At 66.0% G+C, this 18,600-nt stretch carries 20 protein-coding genes; 13 read left to right on the top strand and 7 right to left on the bottom strand.

What is annotated here, in order from left to right:
• Positions 1 to 38 precede the first annotated feature (38 nt).
• The gene (locus CCR98_RS21070; protein ID WP_157721525.1) at positions 39 to 179 is read left to right on the top strand and encodes a hypothetical protein; all 141 of its coding nucleotides are present in this window, start codon (positions 39 to 41) and stop codon (positions 177 to 179) included.
• Positions 180 to 182: 3 nt separating this feature from the next.
• Here the strand turns inward: CCR98_RS21070 and CCR98_RS10500 are convergent, their stop codons facing one another.
• Positions 183 to 647, bottom strand: coding sequence for a hypothetical protein (locus CCR98_RS10500; RefSeq protein WP_087922538.1), 465 nt, complete (start codon positions 645 to 647; stop codon positions 183 to 185).
• A gap of 343 nt (positions 648 to 990) precedes the next feature.
• On the opposite strand from CCR98_RS10500, the gene CCR98_RS10495 reads away from it, so the two are divergent.
• A complete protein-coding gene (locus tag CCR98_RS10495) occupies positions 991 to 1,389 on the top strand; it encodes a hypothetical protein (RefSeq protein ID WP_087922537.1) in 399 nt (132 codons plus the stop codon).
• A 236-nt stretch (positions 1,390 to 1,625) separates the two neighbouring features.
• On the opposite strand, the gene CCR98_RS10490 is transcribed toward CCR98_RS10495, so the two are convergent.
• Positions 1,626 to 2,087: a DUF6265 family protein gene (locus CCR98_RS10490; protein ID WP_087922536.1), complete on the bottom strand. Its 462-nt coding sequence runs from the start codon at positions 2,085 to 2,087 to the stop codon at positions 1,626 to 1,628.
• 31 nt (positions 2,088 to 2,118) lie between these two features.
• Between CCR98_RS10490 and CCR98_RS10485 the strand changes: the two genes are divergently transcribed.
• Positions 2,119 to 2,325, top strand: a complete 207-nt coding sequence (locus CCR98_RS10485) for a hypothetical protein (RefSeq protein WP_232463111.1) — start codon at positions 2,119 to 2,121, stop codon at positions 2,323 to 2,325.
• A gap of 19 nt (positions 2,326 to 2,344) precedes the next feature.
• On the opposite strand, the gene CCR98_RS10480 is transcribed toward CCR98_RS10485, so the two are convergent.
• Positions 2,345 to 2,824 (bottom strand): GNAT family N-acetyltransferase, encoded by a 480-nt coding sequence (locus tag CCR98_RS10480; RefSeq protein ID WP_087922535.1) that lies wholly within the window; start codon positions 2,822 to 2,824, stop codon positions 2,345 to 2,347.
• A 134-nt stretch (positions 2,825 to 2,958) separates the two neighbouring features.
• Between CCR98_RS10480 and CCR98_RS10475 the strand changes: the two genes are divergently transcribed.
• Both CCR98_RS10475 and CCR98_RS10470 read left to right on the top strand, forming a co-directional pair.
• Positions 2,959 to 5,154 carry a hypothetical protein gene (locus CCR98_RS10475; RefSeq protein ID WP_087922534.1) on the top strand — a complete coding sequence of 732 codons (2,196 nt, stop codon included), beginning with the start codon at positions 2,959 to 2,961 and terminating at the stop codon, positions 5,152 to 5,154.
• Between the two features lie 72 nt (positions 5,155 to 5,226).
• Positions 5,227 to 5,712 (top strand): TspO/MBR family protein, encoded by a 486-nt coding sequence (locus CCR98_RS10470; protein ID WP_087922533.1) that lies wholly within the window; start codon positions 5,227 to 5,229, stop codon positions 5,710 to 5,712.
• A 16-nt stretch (positions 5,713 to 5,728) separates the two neighbouring features.
• On the opposite strand, the gene CCR98_RS10465 is transcribed toward CCR98_RS10470, so the two are convergent.
• On the bottom strand, positions 5,729 to 6,022 hold the full coding sequence (locus CCR98_RS10465; protein WP_032127324.1) for a hypothetical protein: 294 nt from the start codon (positions 6,020 to 6,022) through the stop codon (positions 5,729 to 5,731).
• Between the two features lie 251 nt (positions 6,023 to 6,273).
• Between CCR98_RS10465 and CCR98_RS10460 the strand changes: the two genes are divergently transcribed.
• Genes CCR98_RS10460 through CCR98_RS10450 form a run of 3 tightly spaced genes read left to right on the top strand, consistent with a single transcriptional unit; the run spans position 6,274 to position 11,367 of the window.
• The gene (locus CCR98_RS10460; protein WP_087922532.1) at positions 6,274 to 8,511 is read left to right on the top strand and encodes an ATP-binding protein; all 2,238 of its coding nucleotides are present in this window, start codon (positions 6,274 to 6,276) and stop codon (positions 8,509 to 8,511) included.
• Positions 8,508 to 8,975 (top strand): response regulator, encoded by a 468-nt coding sequence (locus CCR98_RS10455; RefSeq protein WP_049422003.1) that lies wholly within the window; start codon positions 8,508 to 8,510, stop codon positions 8,973 to 8,975. Before CCR98_RS10460 ends, CCR98_RS10455 begins: the two co-directional genes overlap by 4 nt.
• A complete protein-coding gene (locus tag CCR98_RS10450) occupies positions 8,968 to 11,367 on the top strand; it encodes a response regulator (protein ID WP_087922531.1) in 2,400 nt (799 codons plus the stop codon). Before CCR98_RS10455 ends, CCR98_RS10450 begins: the two co-directional genes overlap by 8 nt.
• 2 nt (positions 11,368 to 11,369) lie before the next feature.
• Here CCR98_RS10450 and CCR98_RS10445 read toward each other — a convergent pair whose 3' ends face one another.
• The 3 genes from CCR98_RS10445 to CCR98_RS10435 are packed head-to-tail and all read right to left on the bottom strand — an operon-like array spanning position 11,370 to position 13,367.
• A complete protein-coding gene (locus tag CCR98_RS10445; protein WP_087924170.1) occupies positions 11,370 to 12,059 on the bottom strand; it encodes an oxidoreductase in 690 nt (229 codons plus the stop codon).
• 13 nt (positions 12,060 to 12,072) lie between these two features.
• A complete protein-coding gene (locus CCR98_RS10440) occupies positions 12,073 to 12,747 on the bottom strand; it encodes a ChrR family anti-sigma-E factor (protein ID WP_087922530.1) in 675 nt (224 codons plus the stop codon).
• A complete protein-coding gene (locus CCR98_RS10435; protein WP_087922529.1) occupies positions 12,744 to 13,367 on the bottom strand; it encodes a sigma-70 family RNA polymerase sigma factor in 624 nt (207 codons plus the stop codon). Before CCR98_RS10435 ends, CCR98_RS10440 begins: the two co-directional genes overlap by 4 nt.
• A 133-nt stretch (positions 13,368 to 13,500) precedes the next feature.
• On the opposite strand from CCR98_RS10435, the gene CCR98_RS10430 reads away from it, so the two are divergent.
• From CCR98_RS10430 to CCR98_RS10410, 5 genes are all read left to right on the top strand, one after another.
• Positions 13,501 to 14,268, top strand: coding sequence for a hypothetical protein (locus CCR98_RS10430; protein WP_087924169.1), 768 nt, complete (start codon positions 13,501 to 13,503; stop codon positions 14,266 to 14,268).
• Positions 14,269 to 14,349: 81 nt separating this feature from the next.
• Positions 14,350 to 15,300, top strand: a complete 951-nt coding sequence (locus CCR98_RS10425) for an acyl-CoA desaturase (protein ID WP_087922528.1) — start codon at positions 14,350 to 14,352, stop codon at positions 15,298 to 15,300.
• Between the two features lies 1 nt (position 15,301).
• Positions 15,302 to 16,579, top strand: coding sequence for an FAD-dependent oxidoreductase (locus CCR98_RS10420; RefSeq protein ID WP_087922527.1), 1,278 nt, complete (start codon positions 15,302 to 15,304; stop codon positions 16,577 to 16,579).
• Complete coding sequence (locus CCR98_RS10415) at positions 16,576 to 17,343, top strand: DUF1365 domain-containing protein (RefSeq protein WP_087922526.1); 768 nt, start codon at positions 16,576 to 16,578, stop codon at positions 17,341 to 17,343. The genes CCR98_RS10420 and CCR98_RS10415 overlap by 4 nt, the downstream gene beginning before the upstream one ends.
• A complete protein-coding gene (locus CCR98_RS10410) occupies positions 17,340 to 18,599 on the top strand; it encodes a cyclopropane-fatty-acyl-phospholipid synthase family protein (protein WP_087922525.1) in 1,260 nt (419 codons plus the stop codon). The genes CCR98_RS10415 and CCR98_RS10410 overlap by 4 nt, the downstream gene beginning before the upstream one ends.
• The last annotated feature ends 1 nt before the right edge of the window (position 18,600 follow it).

Below are 18,600 nucleotides of genomic sequence, written 5' to 3'. Positions count from 1 at the left end.
TAGTTGAGCTACAAGCACATCTAGGAGAGGCGACGACCATGAACCTGATGCAGGAAATGCTCCGCGCGTTCGTCCAGGGCGCAAGAGAAACGCCCGCTGGATTTTTCTCGCCGATCGTTGGGATGTGGCGGATCATGTCCACCCAGACCGACCGGGCAATTGCCCGACGCCAACGCTAAACCCTACTCAGTTTCGCCGTGAAACTCGACGCACGCAGCCCGCAAAACGCGGCACGGATCAGTGGCCAACATTTCGGCTGGAGTTGCACCATCGAGCATCGCGTGCGGAGTGAGGAACCACTCGACCTCACCCCAGCCTGTGGTGCGGCGCAGCCCGCCCGACTCGTGCTCGAACGGGCCGAATTCGCGCAGAACCTCCAGAATCTCAGCCAAGTGAGCAACAGGCTGGCCATTGGCGTGGAACTGCCAAGTCGGATAGCGGTAGCCGGGCGAGGACTGGGTGACGTACACCCCTAATAGCTTGCCCGCGCGGCGCAACTGGCTGACAAGCTCACTACCGTTGGGAGCATCAGAGTCAAGCATGTGACCGACCTGCGCGGCACTCGGCCATTGCGCAGCAACTGTTTGGCGCGCCGTAGCCGCATCGCGGAGGATCCGTTGAGCCGGCGTAAGGGTGTCGAAGTGCATTCAGGCCCCTCGATCAATGATGACTACACAGGATGTGAGTCTAGCAAGCCAAAGTTTCGGCGGCGAATCTGCCACAGTCTCCGCCGTCGCTTGAGCCGCCGGGGTCTCAGCCGGAGAATCAGTGCGCACTGTTTGCCTGCTGCATGAGCTACTGGTGTAAGAGTGCCGCTGTCTACACGCTGCAAACGTGTGGGGGAAATGTCTCAATTCGCCGAGCTAGATGCGGTCATGTACACCGATGCCGCAAGGATGTTTGAGCTTGCGAATGAATAGGCAAGGGCACTTGAAGGGAGCCGCAATCGGCGCACAATGAGGCTCGGACGCCAGCTTCCGGAGGACCACAATGCCGACCTCAATCACGCAAGAGGAAGCTTTCTTGGCGCTTACCTCCCTACTTGAGAGGGGGAGGGTGACTAATCAGCGCAATCTTCGACAAGAACTCGGCGGGCGCGGCTCGGGCCCCACGCTAAAGCAGTACATCGATGCGTTCTACGCTCAGTTTGGCCATCTGATGGTGACGCCGCCGAACGCTGAACCTGAGGGCGCGGATGAGCATCGATCGCTCCGGCCGGATGATTTGGGTACGCCGGTATTGGCGGCAGTCACAATCCCGGTGGATAGTCCGTGGCGAAGACTCATAGATCTGCTCAGTGCTTGGGAATCAGACCTGCTGCGCCGAGAGGATATCCTGTCCAGGCGCGAGATCGAGCTGCGGAGTCAGGGCAAAAAAGTACAAACTTAGTTGCGCCTCCCAGCGAAAACGCAGTCGTACCGAAGAGTACAAATTTACTTGGCGCAGAAGTACAGATTTAGTTGTCCCGTCACCAGCCATTGCCACGCGGAGGATACGAACGCAGCCGCAGCCCGATACGGCATTTCGCATAATGTATATTATGTTCCGGGCAAGCTTGCTACCCAAGAGGCCAGAGCCTCCCCAGTCCTCAGATCCCTGACCTCACTCCTAGCCAGCGTTCCCACTCACTCCCCGCAGCGCCGATAGTCAAACGGAATCCGCAGGATCTTCCCATCATCTCCCGGACCAGAGATGCTCGCCTTCAGCGCAGTCCCATCCCGCCGGTACTCGATGCGTTTCGGGAAGTCATTCTGCAGATTCTCGAACACCACCCAGTTCGCGCCATGTTCGGCAATGACGAACGTGGTTGCCGCCACGCCATTGGGCTGCACATGCAGGCCAGCCGCTTTGCCTGCAGGCACCAGGCGCATGTACTCGAATGACTCCATATCGCCGTGGCTCAACGTGCGCGACATGCCAAGCAAGGCGCCGCCGGCCTCGGGCAGCCAGACCTCATCAAGCCTGCGCTCCTCGGTACCGCCACACCAATGCCCGGCCAGCCAGTCAAACTCGGCCGGTGCGGCCATAGCCACGCCACTTCCAAACGCAAGGCCTGCGCCCAACACGGCAACCTTCGACTTCAACATGTTCTGACCTCCTAGATGGGTTGGCTGCACATTGGATGGAGAAGCCACCAGCATCGCCTCCGCTGCAGCGCGCCACGGTTACAGCGACCAGGCCCATGCCACGCATGATCTGGTGCGCTGGACCGGCGTCACTCCCGGTCGACTGGCCCACGCGCTGCGCAGTGATCGTGCCAGTAACGATGCACTGCGGCTGGCAGCGGCCTTCGTTCGTGGAAGCAGTGTCGCCCGCTCACCGTGAGCCCCTGCCCTGCGTCGTCCTACAGGAACCGGTGCATCACATACACGTCAACCAACCCCAGCGCCCGATGCCGGAACGCCGCCGGTAGCGTCCCGACCACAGCGAAGCCCAGCTTCCGATACAACTCAACCGCTGGCGCGTTGGTGCTGACCACGTAGTTGAACTGCATGGCCAGGAAACCCTCCGATCTGGACCGGATCAGACTGTCTTCCACCAGCGCCCGCCCGATGCCACGCCCCTGCGCCAGTGGATCGACCACGTAGGTGGCGCTGGCCACATGCGCCCCCAGGTCCGGGTAGTTGGCGCCCATCTTGTACATTCCGACTACGCGCCCTTCCAGAACGGCCACAAAGGCCGCCTGCACTCCGAACCAATGGCTCCGGAAGGTGCCGGCCTCGAAGGTGCCGGCGAATGGAAACGAATCCTCCATCGCAATGGCCGCCTTGAAGATCGCCCACATGGCGTCGAAGTCACCGGCGGTGGCAGCTCGGATTTCCATGCATTTCCTCGCGGTTCGGCGTAGCGGGCAAGGCGGACACTAGCAGAATCCAGCACGTGCGCCGGCACCCGCTTCACGCGCCACCGCCATCGGTTCGGCAATAGTTGAGTGAATTCCGGCCCTTAGAGCAGTACATGCCCCCTACTTCCGCGCGCATCCCGCACCGGCTCCGCCGATGGCGCGTCGCTGGCTACTTCCTGCTGAGCGTGTACGTTCTCTACCTGCTGGCCGGCAACATCTTCCTCAATACCCCGCTGTTCGACCAGGTCACCAACCGCAAGCCGCACAAGTTCGTGATGACCACCGGCCCGGCCATCACGCTGCTGCCCGGCCACGTCATTGCCTGGAACGTGCATATGCGCGGTCACGTCAACCATACCGTCTACGTACTGCACGCCGAGCGTGCCAGCGCTCGCTTGGCCGTGCTGCCCTTGTTCCGCCGCGAAGTGCAGGTTCCCCGATTGCAGGCCACTGGCGTGTCGGCCGAGATCAGTCGCGTCGAGGACGCCATTCCGTCACCGCCGCGTAGCGACCAAGGCTGGACCCTGCGTTTCGACGCCATCCACAGCGACAGCATTCGCAGCACCCGGCTCGGCAAGCTGCTGATCATCGGCAAGGGCCAGGGCACGGTCGGGTTCCTCAAGCAGCTGCGCGGCGGTCCGTCCGAACTGTTCGATTCCGAGGTTTCGTTCAGCAAGGCAGACACCAGCTATGACGGCGTGCAGCTGCTGGGCGACATGGATCTGAGCGCGCGCTTCAGCTATCCGGGGCACTATCGCGACCAGGCGCCCGGCCTGGCCAAGTTGGAACTGCTGCATGCGCAGCTTGAGGTGGATGCGCGCAGCCAGGGCTTGCGCATGGATACGGATGCCACATCGCCGAAGCTCTCCAGCGCGCCGGTGTCCGGACGCCTGCAGCTGGCGCTCCACCTGATCGACGGCCAGCTGCAACCCGGTGACCACGCGCTCTGGCAGGTACCGCTCTTCCTCGGCGATGGCGCACCCAATCGCGGCGTGCTGGCCCTGCAGCTCAATGTGGCCAACGACCTGCGCCTGCAGGCACGCCTGCCGCCACGCCCGGATTCGGCCGCTGGCATCGATGCCGACCTGCACATCACCGGGCGCGAGATCCCGTTCCAGCACCCTGCCCAGCTGCTGGAACGCAGCTCCGGTACCGTGCGAGGCGAATGGGCCTTCACCTCGCTCAACTGGATCCCTGCCCTGTTCGTGCGCAAGCCATGGCTGCAGCTCGACGGCGGCGGCACGCTGAAAGCCGATCTGCGCCTGCGCAGTGGCGAGCTGATCGAAGGCAGCACAGTGGATATTCCCTCGGCCGCAGCAGTTGCCGAAGTGGCCGGCGTGCGTCTGGCCGGTACCGCCAGCGCGCATGGCGAGCTGAAGGCAGGCAGCCCCAATCAGGCACAGCTGGCCATCCGGCTGCCCCGCTTCACCGCGCGCCCCGACGATGCCCGGGACGTGCGGCTGTTCGACGGGCGCGACCTGGCCGTGGACCTCACTGGCGATGGACGCCTGCAGGAACTGCGCAAGGGCGTTCGTGCGCGGCTGCGCTTCAGCCAAGCGACCATTCCGGACCTCGCCGCCTACAACCGCTACCTCGGCTCTCAACAGGTGCGCCTGCTGCGTGGCACCGGCAGCCTCAGCGGCGACGCCACGCTCGACACCGATGGCCGCGTCGGCCATGGCACCGCGCGGTTGCTGGGCCGCAATGCAAGCGCCAAGGTGGCCGGCCTGGACATGGGCGGCGATGTCGACGTGAACGCGACGCTTCGCCGCGGGGACTTCAACCAGCGCCATTTTGATCTGTCCGGTACCACCGTGGAGCTGCGCAATGTGCAGGTGGCGGGCACCGATTCCAACAGCGCGTGGAAAGGCCGTGCTGTGTTCAAGCGGGGCCGCATCGACGCGCAGTCCCCGTTCCAGGTGGACGCTACCACCGATCTGACCCTGAGCGATGCACGCCCCTTGCTGGCCGTGTTCGCCAAGCGCACCGACTACCCGCGCTGGACGTTGTCGCTGCTCGACTCCGGCCAGGTCGATGCACAGGCCATGCTGCGCTGGCGCCCGGGCCATCTGCTCATCGACGGCCTGCAGGCCGAAAACGATCGCCTGTCGGTACGTGCGCGGCTGGATCTTCTGGAGCAGCGCAAGCGTGGCGATCTCTACCTCCGCTGGGGGCTGCTGGGCGCTGGCATCGAACTCAATGGCGACCAGCGCCAGTGGCACCTGGCCAAGGCGCGCGAATGGTTCGATCAGCAGCCATCGCTGCTGCCGGCCAGCCAAGGCGGCAGCGTCGGGGGCACTTCAGACTGATCGCACCCGGCCTGCATCCATGCGCCGCTTCTGTTCGTATGCATGGGTATAGGCATGAAGGAGCGGTACGGAATGAAGCGGCGTTCACAGGTTTTGGGTCTTCTGGGATGGGGCGTGGTCACTTTTGCGGCGGCGGGAGTCGGTGCGTGGGCATCCACATCCGCTGCCAACTTCTACGCTGCCCTCGCCCTGCCCACCTGGGCACCGCCTGCCAGCGTGTTTGGCCCGGTATGGACCCTGCTCTACGCAATGATGGCCGTTGCGGCGTGGCTGGTCTGGCGCGAACGCGGCTGGCGCAACGCGCAACCGGCCCTGGTGCTCTATCTGCTGCAGCTGGCCGTCAATGCCCTCTGGAGCTGGCTGTTCTTCGGCTGGAAGCTGGGAGCGCTGGCCTTCGTCGACATCCTGGTACTGATCACACTGGTCTGCGCAACGATCGTTGCCTTCGCACGCATCCATCGCGGTGCGGCGGTGATGCTGCTACCTTACCTGGCCTGGATATCGTTTGCCTCGGCGCTGAACTTCGCGGTGTGGCGCGCCAATCCCGGGTTGCTGTGACCCAGTATCAGTGCTCTCAGGCCTGTGCGACGCGCTGCGGCTGCCATGCACGCAGCAATGCCGGCTTGAACGCCTGCTGGCCACAACCCGTGGGGCATCGCACCACCCGCGCGGCGGTGTGGCTGACCAATCCCTGCCCCTCTTCCGCCTTGAACACCGTCTCGCAGCACAGGCAGCGCGCAACCAGCGAGTACAGGTGGAGCAGGCGCCCACTGGCCGGATCCTGCAGGGCATCCACATCCAGCAGCTCAAACTGGCAGCTGTCGGCAAGCATGCGGTATGGCGTTGAAGGCAAGGTCTGCAGGTTCACGGGCGTGGTCACTCAGGAATGTGCGTTCACCCTAGGCAAGTCGGTGTCGAGCGCGCGTGCAGCGCACATGTACCTTTCGCGAAACATGCAAGTGCTGTTGGAATGGTCAGATGAAGAATTCAGGTTTGAATGAAACGCTCTTCACGCGCACGTGCTGGTAGGCGAATGCACGATTTTGCTTCACCATCCATGCATGCCGGATGCGACGCTGGGCCTTTCCAGCCATCCACGAATCATGAGTCCCGCCTTTGATGCCTTCTGCCGAGTCCACGCACGACACCGCCCAGTCCCGTTGTGCGCGCGAACCGATTCATACGCCCGGTGCCATCCAGCCATATGGGGTGCTTCTGGTAGTGGAGCCGCAGTCACTGCGGGTGCGTGAGCGCGCCATCAGCCAGCCGGGGTTGCTGAAGCAGTTCGGCGAACCGTTGATGCAGCACGTCAGCGAGGTACTGGGCGGCGTGCTGGCGCCCTTCCAGGCGCTGTTCCAGCAGGCCACGGTGGGCAGTAGCGCCCAAGTCGGCGCTGTGCACCTGGATGGCCACGGCCGGCATCAGTTGCTGGTGCATCGCTCCGCCAGCGATCTGCTGATCGAGCTGGAGGCACCGGTTCCCGGCCAGCCGGGTTCGCTGGAAGAACTGTATCCGTCGATCCGCGAACTGATGACCGGCATCGAATCGGCTACCACCGTGGAAGATCTGTGCCAGCTGGCGGCCGCGCACATGCGTCGGCTGACCGGCTTCGACCGCACTCTGGTCTACCAGTTCGATGCCGGCTGGAACGGCATCGTGGTCGCCGAGGATGGCAACGGCCTGTTGCCGTCCTACCTGGACCTGCGCTTCCCCGAGTCGGACATTCCGGCCCAGGCCCGCGAGCTGTATCGGCGCAACCGGGTGCGACTGATCGCGGACAACAACTACACCCCTGCCCCACTGATGCGCAGCGAGGAGCACCGCGACGCGCCGGCCACCGACCTGAGCCTGGCCGTGCTGCGCAGCGTTTCGCCCGTGCACCTGCAGTACATGCGCAACATGGGCACCGGCGCGTCGATGTCGGTGTCGCTGGTGCATGAGGGCCAGCTGTGGGGCCTGGTGTCCTGCCACACGGTGCAGCCGCGCCGCCTGCCCTACCACGTGCGCACCGCCTGTGAGTTCATGGGCCAGATCCTGTCGCTGCAGATCGCGCTGAAGGAGCGTGCACGCGCCATCGAAGAGCGCGTGGCGCGCCGCTCGGTGCTGGTCAAGCTGCTGGCACGCATGGCCGGCGACGAGGATTTCATGGCTGCGCTGCGCCACGATGAAGCCAGCCTGCTATCACTGACCGGTGCCGCAGGCGCCGCCATCGTGCACAAGGGCGACTGCATGCGTGTGGGCCAGTGCCCGCCCGCAACCGACGTGCTGGCCCTGGCCGATTGGCTGGCCGCACAGCAGGCCGGGCAGGAAACGTATTGTAGCGACCACCTGGCGGCCGACTGGGCGCCCGGCGCGCGCCTGTCCGACGTGGCCAGCGGCGTCCTGGCGGTGTCCATTTCGCAACTGCATGACAGCTACCTGATGTGGTTCCGCCCCGAAGTGGTGCGTACCGTGCGCTGGGGCGGCGATCCACGCAAGACCGCGGCACCCGACGTGGCACTGTCGCCGCGCAGCTCCTTCGAGGCCTGGAAGGAAACCGTTCAGCAGCGCAGCCTGCCGTGGAACGACGCCGACCGCGATGCCGCCCACGAGATGCGCACCGCCATCGTCGACATCGTGCTGCGCAAGGCCGAGGAAATGGCCGAGCTCAATGAGCAGCTGGTCCGCAGCAACAAGGAACTCGAAGCGTTTTCCTATTCGGTCAGCCACGACCTGCGCGCGCCCTTCCGCCATATCGTCGGTTACTCGGAGCTGCTGGGCAGCTCGGCCGGCGAACGCCTCAACGATACCGAGCGCCGCTTCCTGGATACGATCGTGGAGTCGGCCAAATCCGCCGGAACGCTGGTGGACGACCTGCTGAGCTTCTCGCAGATGGGCCGTTCCACGCTTGGCCGGGTACGGCTGGACATGGCCGCTCTGGCCGAAGATGTCCGCAGGAGCCTGGCCTTGGACTACAGCGGCCGCGACGTACAGTGGAGTCTGGCACCGCTGCCGGAGGTTGAGGCCGACCCGACGATGCTGCGCCTGGTCTGGCAGAACCTGCTGGCCAACGCGCTCAAGTTCACCCGCGAGCGCGACCAGGCAGTGATAGAGATCGGTCACGAGCGCAACGTCGACGAAGACCATTTCTTCGTACGCGACAACGGCTGCGGCTTCGACATGCGCTACGTCGACAAGCTGTTCGGCGTATTCCAGCGCCTGCATCACGTCGAGGAATTCGAAGGCACCGGCATTGGCCTGGCCAACGTGCGCCGCATCGTCGGCCGCCACGGCGGCAGGACCTGGGCCGAGGGCGAGCCCGGCAAGGGCGCCACGATCCACTTCACCCTACCCCGTTCCACAGGAGATCACCCATGAGGGACCTGCGGCCGATCCTCCTGGTAGAGGACAGCCCCAAGGATGCAGAGCTGACGCTGGCGGCGCTGTCGCGTTGCCAGTTGCTGAACGATGTCATCCATGTACGTGACGGCGCCGAAGCGCTGGACTACCTGCGCTGCGAAGGCAAATTCGCCGGCACCAACCACGGCGGCCCGGTGGTGGTGCTGCTTGACCTGAAGCTGCCCAAGGTGAACGGCCTGGAAGTGCTGGAGCAGGTCCGTGGCGATTCCAACCTGAGCAGCACGCCGGTGGTGATGCTGACCTCCTCCCGCGAAGAGCAGGATCTGGTGCGCAGTTACGAACTGGGCGTCAACGCATTCGTGGTCAAGCCGGTGGACTTCAAGGAGTTCTTCGACGCCATCCAGGGCCTGGGCATGTTCTGGGGCATCACCAACCAGCCACCGCCGCATCGCCCCAACGGCTCGGGGCAGCACAATGCGTGATGGATCGCGCCGCAGCGAGCGCCTGCGCATCCTCATGCTTGAGGACAGTGCGCTTGACGCGGAACTGATCACCGCACAACTGCAACGGGCTGGCCTCGACTTCGAGGCCGAGCGCCTGTGGACCCGCAATGCCTTCATCGAGGCAATCGAGAATCGCGCCTTCGATGTCATCCTGGCCGATCACGTGCTGCCCGGATTCGACGGCGACGCTGCCCTTGCGTTGGCGCGCGAGCGGATCCCGCAGACGCCCTTCATCTTCGTCTCCGGTACGCTTACCGAGGAGCTTGCGGTACAGGCCCTGACCCGCGGGGCGCGCGACTACGTGGTCAAGCAGCGCCTGCAACGCCTGCCGGATGCGATCCGCCGCGCCCGCCAGGAGGCGCACGAGCGCACCCAGCTGGCCAATGCGCAGGCCGCGCTGAACGACAGCCAGGCCCAGCTGCAGCAGGTGACCGATGCCGTACCGGCACTGATTGCCCAGCTCGACAGGGAGCATCGCTACCGCTTCGCCAACAAGGCCTTCCTGGACTGGCACGGCGTCAGCCTGGCCGAACTGCTGGGCCGTACGGCGCGCGATGTCAGCGGCATTTCCGCGTTCGAACATGCCCTGCCCAGCATTGAACGGGTGCTGCAGGGCGAGCGCACCCGCTTCCAGGTGGAACTGGCCCATCGCAGCGGCGAGTCACGATTCGTGCAGATGGACTGCGTGCCGGAACGAGGCGCCGACGGCACCGTGGTCGGCTACATCTGCCTGGGCAGCGACGTCTCCGGGCTGAGGCAGGCCGAGCTCGCCCTGCGCGAAGACAACCAGCTGCTCGAACGGCAGGTGCAGGCGCGTACTGCCGAGCTGCGGGCCAGCAAGCGACGCTTGCAGGCCATCTTCGAATCCAGCTTCCAGCACCAGGTGCTGCTGGACCTGGATGGCTGCGTGGTCGATGCCAATGTTGCCTCGTTGGCTGCCGTACTGGCCGACAAGCCCGACGTTGTAGGCCAGCGCTATGGGCAATCGCTGTGGTTCGCCACCCGCCGCGACGTTGGCACCCTGGTGGACCTGGCCGTTGCCGATGCCGCGAAGGGGCAAAGCTCGCTGCATGCACTGGAGCTGGAGCTGCCCACCGGCCGCCGCAGCTACGATTTTTCGTTCCGTCCGCTATTGGATTCCGAAGGCGCGGTGACGGCGGTGGTGTCGGAGGCAGTGGAAACCACTGCCCGCCTGCAGGCCGAGCATGCGCTGCGCCAGTCACAGAAGATCGAAGCGGTGGGCCAGCTCACCGGCGGCATCGCCCACGATTTCAACAACATCCTGACGGTGATTTCCGGCAACGTCGAACACGCCATGCTGCTCAGCGAGCGTGCCGGCGAGCCGGGCGCCATGGTCAGCCGTGCGTTGGACAACGCCCTCAAGGGCGTGGGCCGCGCCGCCAGCCTGACCCAGCGCCTGCTGGCATTTGCCCGGCGCCAGCCGTTGCACAGCCAGGCCGCCAACCTCAACGACCGGCTGCTGGACATGCATGACATGCTGCAGCGTGCGTTGGGCGAGCTGGTGCAGCTGGAAATCCGCGCGGCCGAGGACGTCTGGTGCGTCGAGATCGACGTCAGCCAACTGGAGGCTTCGGTACTCAACCTGGCCGTCAACGCCCGCGATGCCATGCCCCACGGCGGCCGGCTGGTGATCGAAGTCGACAACAGCCATCTCGACCACGACTACGCCGCCTTGTTCCCCGATGCAGCGCCTGGCGAATACGTGATGCTGCGCGTCCGCGACAACGGCCACGGCATGGATGCGGCCACCCTCGCGCGCGTGTTCGAGCCCTTCTTCACCACCAAGCAGGTTGGCCGCGGCACCGGCCTGGGCCTGTCGATGGTGCACGGCTTCGTCAAGCAGTCCGGCGGCCATGTGCTGATCGACTCGGTGGAAGGCGGCGGCACCAGCATCACCATGATGTTCCCGCGTTCAGCACTGGCCCTGCCCTGCGAGGCAAGCGCACCACAGACCGGCCTGGCCGGTTACTCGCCGCGCGAGGAAACCATCCTGGTGGCCGAGGACAACGATGATGTGCGTGCGCACACCGTTGATGCCCTGCGCCTGCTCGGCTATCGCGTGCTGGAAGCACACGACGGCCCCTCCGCGCTGCGGCTGCTGGAACGTCCCGACACCAAGGTGGACCTGCTGTTCTCGGACGTGGTGATGCCCGGCATGTCGGGCTGGGAGTTGGTGCGTGAAGTGCGGGAACGCTGGCCAGAAGTCGCCGTGCTGTTCACTTCGGGGTATCCACGCGACCACGACCAGGTGGGCAGCCAGGGCCGGGCAGCCGCACTGCTGCCCAAGCCGTTCACCCGCAGCGACCTGGCCCAGGCAGTGCGTGCCGCGCTGGAGGGCGCCACGCACTGAGGTCAGGCAACCGGGTCACTCACGCCCATCGCGATCCGGTTGATGTCCGCGCACTCCACCGTGGCCGGCGGATGCTCCCTGCCGGCCAGTGCAATCATCGCCTGGCCCAGCGCCAGGTTGCTGGTCACCAGCGAAGGCGCGATCGCGCCCGCCAGTTTCATCAAGGGCGCGCCACCCCAGTACAGCGGTTTCAGCAGGCCATGGCGGGTACCCGTGCCCTCGACAGGCCGCACGCCGCCCGGGCGCAGCATGACCGTGCGGACCGGTAGTTCCTGCAGTGCCCGCTCGGTCTCGCCCTTCACCTGCAATGGCATTACCCGGCTTCGCGCATCCGCGCCGGCGCCGGACACATACAGGAAGCACCCCTGCGGATTTGCGGTGGCCCAGGCGCGGGCGACGGCCAAGGTGGTGTCCAGCGTCACCCGCCGGTACTCGGCCTCGGCCGTGCCCACCGGTGGAGCGCCGGCACAGTAGAAGCAGGCGTCGAACTCCAGCAGATCATCCTGCTGTTCCTGGATGCGCAGAAAGTCCGGCACGATCAGTTCGTTGCCACTGCCATTGAGACTGCCGGGGCGCCGGACCAGTGCGGTCAGATCGGCGACCCTGGGCGAGCGCTGGCAGGCCAGGGCCACCCCCTGCCCCACCAGCCCCGCGGCACCCGTCAACAGAACCCGTAGTGCGCCCGTTGCCATCGCCGCACTCATCCTAGAGCTTCACGAAACGCTGGATCTTCCGCGCCAGCCAGCCACTGAACACCAGTGGCGCGTCCAGCGCCGACACGCAGATGCACGACACGCCCGGCGCCGTCACCGGCTGATGCTCCACATCCTCATCCAGGTCCGCAACGTCGCCCGGCGCAAACAGTCCCAGCGCGTCGTTGTAGGAACCGCGCAGGATCTGGGTCAGCTCGCTGCGGCCATGGCTGTGCATGGGCAGGCATTTGCCCGGGGCGATCTTCAGCATGATCAGCGAAGGCATCTGCTCGGCACGGATGCAGTGGACGCCGGGCGCCATCCAGCGCCAGCGCAGCCCACTGAGTGAAGCACCAAAGTAGGGGTGCAGCGAGGCAGGTAGATGGTCCGGATTGGCCTCGGGCCGCTCCTTCGGTACAGGGCGCATGGTTTCCGCCATGGCGATCGGCGATTCCGAGGCCAGCTGCATCAGCATGGCCTCACGCAACTGCTCACGCCGCGAATCGGCGGTGGACGGTTGTGTCTGTTCCAGCAGAGCAGAGCCGATCGCCTCAGCCTCGCGCAGGCGCTGGCGGCAATGCGGGCACTGCTCCAGGTGGGCGCCGGCCACGATGCTCAACGGCGCCGGCAGCGCGCCGGCGGCGTAGCTCATCAAGGTGGATTCGTGCAGGTGGTGGTGCGGATTCACAGCGCACCTCCCACTTTGGCCTGCAGCTGCAGGAACGCACGGCGCAGGTGTGACTTGACCGTACCCAGCGGCATGCCGAGTGCCTCGGCGATCTCGCTGTGGCTCTTGGCCTCGAAGTAAGACATGCGCACCAGTCGCGCCTGCACCGCAGGCAGCTCGTTGATGCGCTGGCGCAGCCGTGCCTGGTCGGCGAACTGCTCAGCGCTGCTGCGCTCAATCACATCCATCGTTGCCGCATCTTCCACCGCGGCCTGCACCTGCATCCAGCTGCGTTCGCGCCGTATGCGATCGATATGCAGATTGCGGGCGATGCGATACAGCCAGGTACTCAGCGCCCCCTGCGCAGGATCGAAGTCGGCAGCGCGCAGCCATAGCCGCAGCAGGCTCTCCTGTGCCAGCTCCTCGGCCACCGCGTCAGGCACGCCGAGGCCACGCAGGTACACGCACAGCCGCGGCATGAAATGGTCGTAGATCCGCATGAAGCAGTCGCGGTCACGCAGCCGTGCCACGCCGTCCATGTCACCGGCCCAGTTCGTCGGCTCGTTGCTCGGCTGCTGGGCGCTGGACACGATGCGTACGCTATCGAAGTTGAGAAGGTGGCTGGCGGCGTCAAGGTACATCGGCGTTCGCGGCGGGCGGGTGAAGGTCTGTCCTCTTTACGCGCGGGGGCAGCAATTGGATGCAGCCAGCACTGCGCATCCAACCGGCCATCCCCGCCGTATGACCTGAACCCTCCCCTTCCGGATGAACGCCATGCGCATTGCCTGGCTGCTGCTGTGCCTGCCCCATGCCGCGCTGGCGGCGCCTTGGCTGCGAAGCGAAGGCGTGGCCACCTCCGCACAGGGCGACATCCTCTACCGAGAAGTGCACTGGCAGCGCGAGGCAACGGAGGGCGCCGAGCGCTGGGTGCTGTACCAGTGTCCGGATGGCAAGCCCTTCGCCCGCAAGCATCTGCCGGCAAGCGCCCGGCCGCAGGCACGGGGCTATTCGCTGGAGGACCGCCGCAGTGGCCAGACCGCAGAGGTGGAGGCCGCCAGCGATTCGGTGTCGATCAGCTGGAAAGAGGACTCGGGCACTGAGCCGCGCCAGCGCCGGCTTGAATTGCCACCGGATGCGGTGATCGATACAGGATTCGACGCGGCGGTGCGCCTGCACTGGCCAGCGCTGCTGCGGGGCGAGCGCATCACGCTGCCATTCCTGGTGCCCGCGCGCCAGCGCTACTTCCCGGTGCAGGTGCGGCGTACCGGCCCTGTTCGCTGGCAGGGCATCGACGCCCAGGCCATCGAGGTCAGCCTGGACACCTGGTACGGCGGCATCGCGCCGCGCCTGGCGCTTGTCTACGCCACTGCCGACCGCCGCCTGCTGGAGTTCCGCGGCACCAGCAACCTGCGCGATGCGCGCGGCAGCTACCCGCAGGTGATCGTTCGCTTCAACGCTCCGCCCATCGGGCGATCAGTAAGCGACTGGCAACAGGCGTGGGCGCACCCCCTGGCGGAGCGTTGCGCCGTGACGTTCAGGTGAAGTCGAAATTCAATGCGCCGTGGCGCATCCAATGCGCATCCTGTTGCGTACAGGACGTCACGACACCCGCCGAGATCCGCCATGGCCTCTGTAGCGCCCCTCCCCCGTCGACGCTGGCGCCTGCTGCGCACACTGCAGCGCTGGTTCGATACCGGCAACGCCGCAGAAAGCAGCGGCGAACGGCCGGGCCGCATCGACTGGGTGCGCGCCGTGCCGTTCGCACTGATGCACCTGGCCTGCATAGCAGTGCTCTGGGTGGGTATCTCGTGGACAGCGGTGATCGTCGCCGCAGCGCTCTATGCGGTGCGCATGTTCGCCATCACCGCGTTCTACCACCGCTACTTCTCGCACCGCACCTTCCAGGCATCGCGGCCGGTGCAGTTCGTGTTCGCGGTGATCGGCGCCTCCAGCGTGCAGCGCGGGCCGCTGTGGTGGGCCGCCCACCATCGCCACCATCACCGTCACGCCGATCAGCCGCTGGACCCGCACTCCCCCCGTGAAGGCGGCTTCTGGCGCAGCCACATGGGCTGGTTCCTGACCCACGAGGCCTTTGCCACCGATCTGTCGCGGGTACCGGACCTGGCACGCTTCCCGGAACTGCGCTGGCTGGACCGCTTCGATACGGCTGTGCCGGTACTGCTGGCCGCAGCGCTGTATGCACTGGGCGCCGGGCTGGAGCGCTGGGCGCCGGGCCTGCACACCTCCGGCCCGCAGCTGCTGGTGTGGGGCTTCTTCATCTCCACCATCGTGCTGTTCCATGCCACGGTCACCATCAATTCGCTGGCGCACCGCTTCGGTCGCCGCCGCTTCGACACACGCGATGACAGCCGCAACAACTTCTGGCTGGCGCTGCTCACCTTCGGCGAAGGCTGGCACAACAACCACCACTTCTTCCCGGGCACCGTCCGCCAGGGCTTCCGCTGGTGGGAAGTGGACCTGACCTGGTATGGGCTGCGCGCGATGGCGGCGCTGGGGCTGGTCAAAGGGCTCAAGCCGATTCCCCAGTGGGTGCTGGCCAAGGCGAGGTACTGACATGCGCATCGCGATCATCGGTTCTGGCATTGCAGGACTGGCCAGCGCCTGGTGGCTGGACGGCGAACACGACGTCACGCTGTTCGAGGCCAACGATTACCTGGGCGGCCATACCCACACCCACGACGTGCAGGTGGATGGCATGCGCATGGCGGTGGACACCGGCTTCATCGTGTTCAATCCTCAGCACTATCCGCTGCTGACCGCATTGTTCGACGAGCTTGGCGTAGCTTCGCAGCCGACCACGATGAGCTTCTCGATGCACAGCGAGCGCAGTGGTGTGGAGTACAACGCCACTTCGCTGGATGGCCTGTTCTGCCAGCGGCGCAACCTGGTATCGCCGCGGTTCTGGGGCATGCTGGCCGACCTGCGCCGGTTCTATCGGGATGCGCCGTTGCTGCTGGCCGAGGAAGACGGCCCAACGCTCGGCGAGTACCTGCGCAGCCAGCGCTATGGCGAGGCGTTCATTGAAGAGCACCTGCTGCCGATGGCTTCGGCGTTGTGGTCGTCCCCGACGGCCACGGTGATGGACTTCCCGGCGCGCTATCTGGCCCAGTTCATGGCCAACCACCAGATGCTGCAGATGGCCGGGCGTGCGCCGTGGCGGGTGGTGAGCGGCGGATCGGCGCGCTATGTCGATGCCCTGCGCGCCCGCTGGCGGGTGCATGAGCGGCTGGAGTGCCCGGTGCAGTCGGTCGAGCGCATGCCCTGGGGCGCGCGCGTGCACAGCGCGGCCGGCGTGGAAGGCTTCGATGAGGTCATCCTGGCCTGCCACAGCAACCAGGCCCTGGCGCTGCTGCGTGACGCCGACTCCATCGAGCGCGACGTGCTCGGCGCCATCCGCTACCAGGCCAATGAAGCGGTGCTGCACACCGATGCGTCATTGCTGCCGCGCAACCGCAAGGCGTGGGCGGCATGGAACGCCCATGTGCCCCGCGATCCTGCCGCGCCGTGCACGGTCAGCTACTGCATGAACCTGCTGCAAGGCCTGCCCGGCAGCACGCCCCTGGTGGTAACGCTCAACCGCAGCGCGGCGATCGACCCCGGCAAGGTGCTGCGCACCCTGCGCTACGCCCACCCCGTGCACGACCATGCCGCAGTGCGCGCGCAACAGCGCTGGGCCGAACTGCAGGGCCGCCGCCACACCTGGTTCGCGGGCGCCTATTGGGGCTGGGGCTTCCATGAGGACGGCATCCGCAGCGCCCGCCGCGTGGTCGATGCACTGCGCACCTGCGAACCGCACCGCGTCATGGCGGCTCCCGGCGAGGTGGCCGCATGAGCGCCAGTGCGCTCTACTTCGGGCAGGTGATGCACCGCCGGCACCTCCCGCACCCCCATGCGTTCCGCTATCCGATCGCACAGCTGCTGCTCGACCTGGATGAACTCGACAGCGTGTTTGCCGGGCGCTGGCTGTGGTCGGTCAATCGCCGCAACCTGGCCGAGTTCCGTCGCAGCGATTACTTCGGCGATCCCGCGCGGCCTTTGGCCGATGCAGTGCGCGACCACGCTGCATCCACCCTCGGCTACCGGCCCACCGGCCCGGTCCGCCTGCTTACCCATCTCCGCTTCGCCGGGCACGTGTTCAACCCGGTCAGTTTCTACTACTGCTACCGCGCCGATGGCAGCACGCTGGACTGCATCGTCGCCGAGATCACCAACACGCCCTGGAAGGAACGGCACGCCTACGTGCTGCCAGTCGCAACGGCCACGCACGAAGGCACCTCGCTGCGCTGGCAGTTCGACAAATGCTTCCATGTCTCGCCCTTCATGCCGATGGATTGCCACTACGACTGGCGGTTCAGCCGCCCCGATGAGGGCCTGCGCGTGCACATGCAGGTCTGGCGCGACGGCGCGCGCCAGTTTGATGCCACCCAGGTGATGCAACGGCGCGCCCTGGATGGCCGCGGGCTGGCCCGCGTCCTGGCCTGCTATCCACTGATGACCACCCAGGTGGTGGCCGCCATCCACTGGCACGCGCTGCGGCTGTGGCTGAAACGCAATCCCGTGCACGACCACCCCACCCTTGCCGAGAAACCGCGATGAACTCGATGACTCCTTCGGTCGCGCTGCCGCGCCCCGGCGCCTTGGATGCCTTCCTGCGCCGCCGCCTGCTGGCCCAGCTCGCCCCGATGCGCGATGGCCGCCTGTGCGTGCGTGACGCACTGGGCGAGGCCTGGCTGGGCGACGCCCGCGGCGAACTGCATGTCACCGTCACCATCGAAGACCCGGCGTTCTATCGCAAGGTGGCGGCACAGGGCAGCGTCGGCGCCGGCGAAAGCTATATCCAGGGCGAGTGGCACTGCGATGACCTGGTCGCGCTGATACGGCTGCTGGTGCGCAATCGCGATCTACTCGACAGCATGGAACACGGCCCGGCGCGCGCGGGAGGCTGGCTGCTGCGCGGCTGGAACCGCCTGCGACGCAACAGCCGTGAAGGCAGCCGCCGCAACATCGCTGCGCACTACGACCTGGGCAACGACTTCTTCGCTCTGTTCCTGTCGCCGGACCTGATGTATTCCTCGGCGTTGTTCGCCAGCGAAAGCGAGCCGCTGGAGTCCGCCTCGCGGCGCAAGCTGGACCGCATCTGCCAGCAACTGCAGCTCAAACCCGGCGACCGCGTGGTGGAGATCGGTACCGGTTGGGGTGGTTTTGCGCTGCACGCGGCGCAGCAGTATGGCTGCCACGTCACCACCACCACCATCTCCGCCGAGCAGCATGCGCTGGCCACCGAGCGCGTCCGCATCGCCGGCCTGCAGGACAAGGTCACGCTGTTGATGCAGGACTACCGCGACCTGCACGGCCAGTTCGACAAGCTGGTATCGATCGAGATGATCGAAGCCATCGGCGCCGAATACCTGGACACCTACATGGCAACGCTGCAGCGCCTGCTCAAGCCCGATGGTGTCGCCCTGCTGCAGGCCATCACCATCGAAGATCACCGCTACGAGCAGGCGCGGCGCAGCGTCGACTACATCAAGCGCTATGTGTTCCCGGGCAGTTTCATTCCGTCGATCAACGCGATCATGGCCGCCAAGACCCGATCCAGTGACCTGCAGCTGGTCGCCCAGCAGGATTTCGGCCACTCCTACGCACTGACCCTGCGCGCCTGGCGCCAACGCTTCCTTGCCCAGCTGCCCGCCGTGCAGGCGCAGGGCTTTGATGCGCGCTTCTGCCGGATGTGGGAGTTCTACCTGGCCTATTGCGAGGGCGGCTTCCTGGAGCGTTCGATCGGCGTTTCGCATCTACTGCTGGCGCGCCCGGGGTATCGCCCCGCTGGCGCATCGGGTCAAGGCGGCTGAG

It is taken from the genome of Stenotrophomonas sp. WZN-1 (genome assembly GCF_002192255.1).
GTDB lineage: Bacteria > Pseudomonadota > Gammaproteobacteria > Xanthomonadales > Xanthomonadaceae > Stenotrophomonas.
This window is presented reverse-complemented; position numbering and strand designations above follow the sequence as displayed.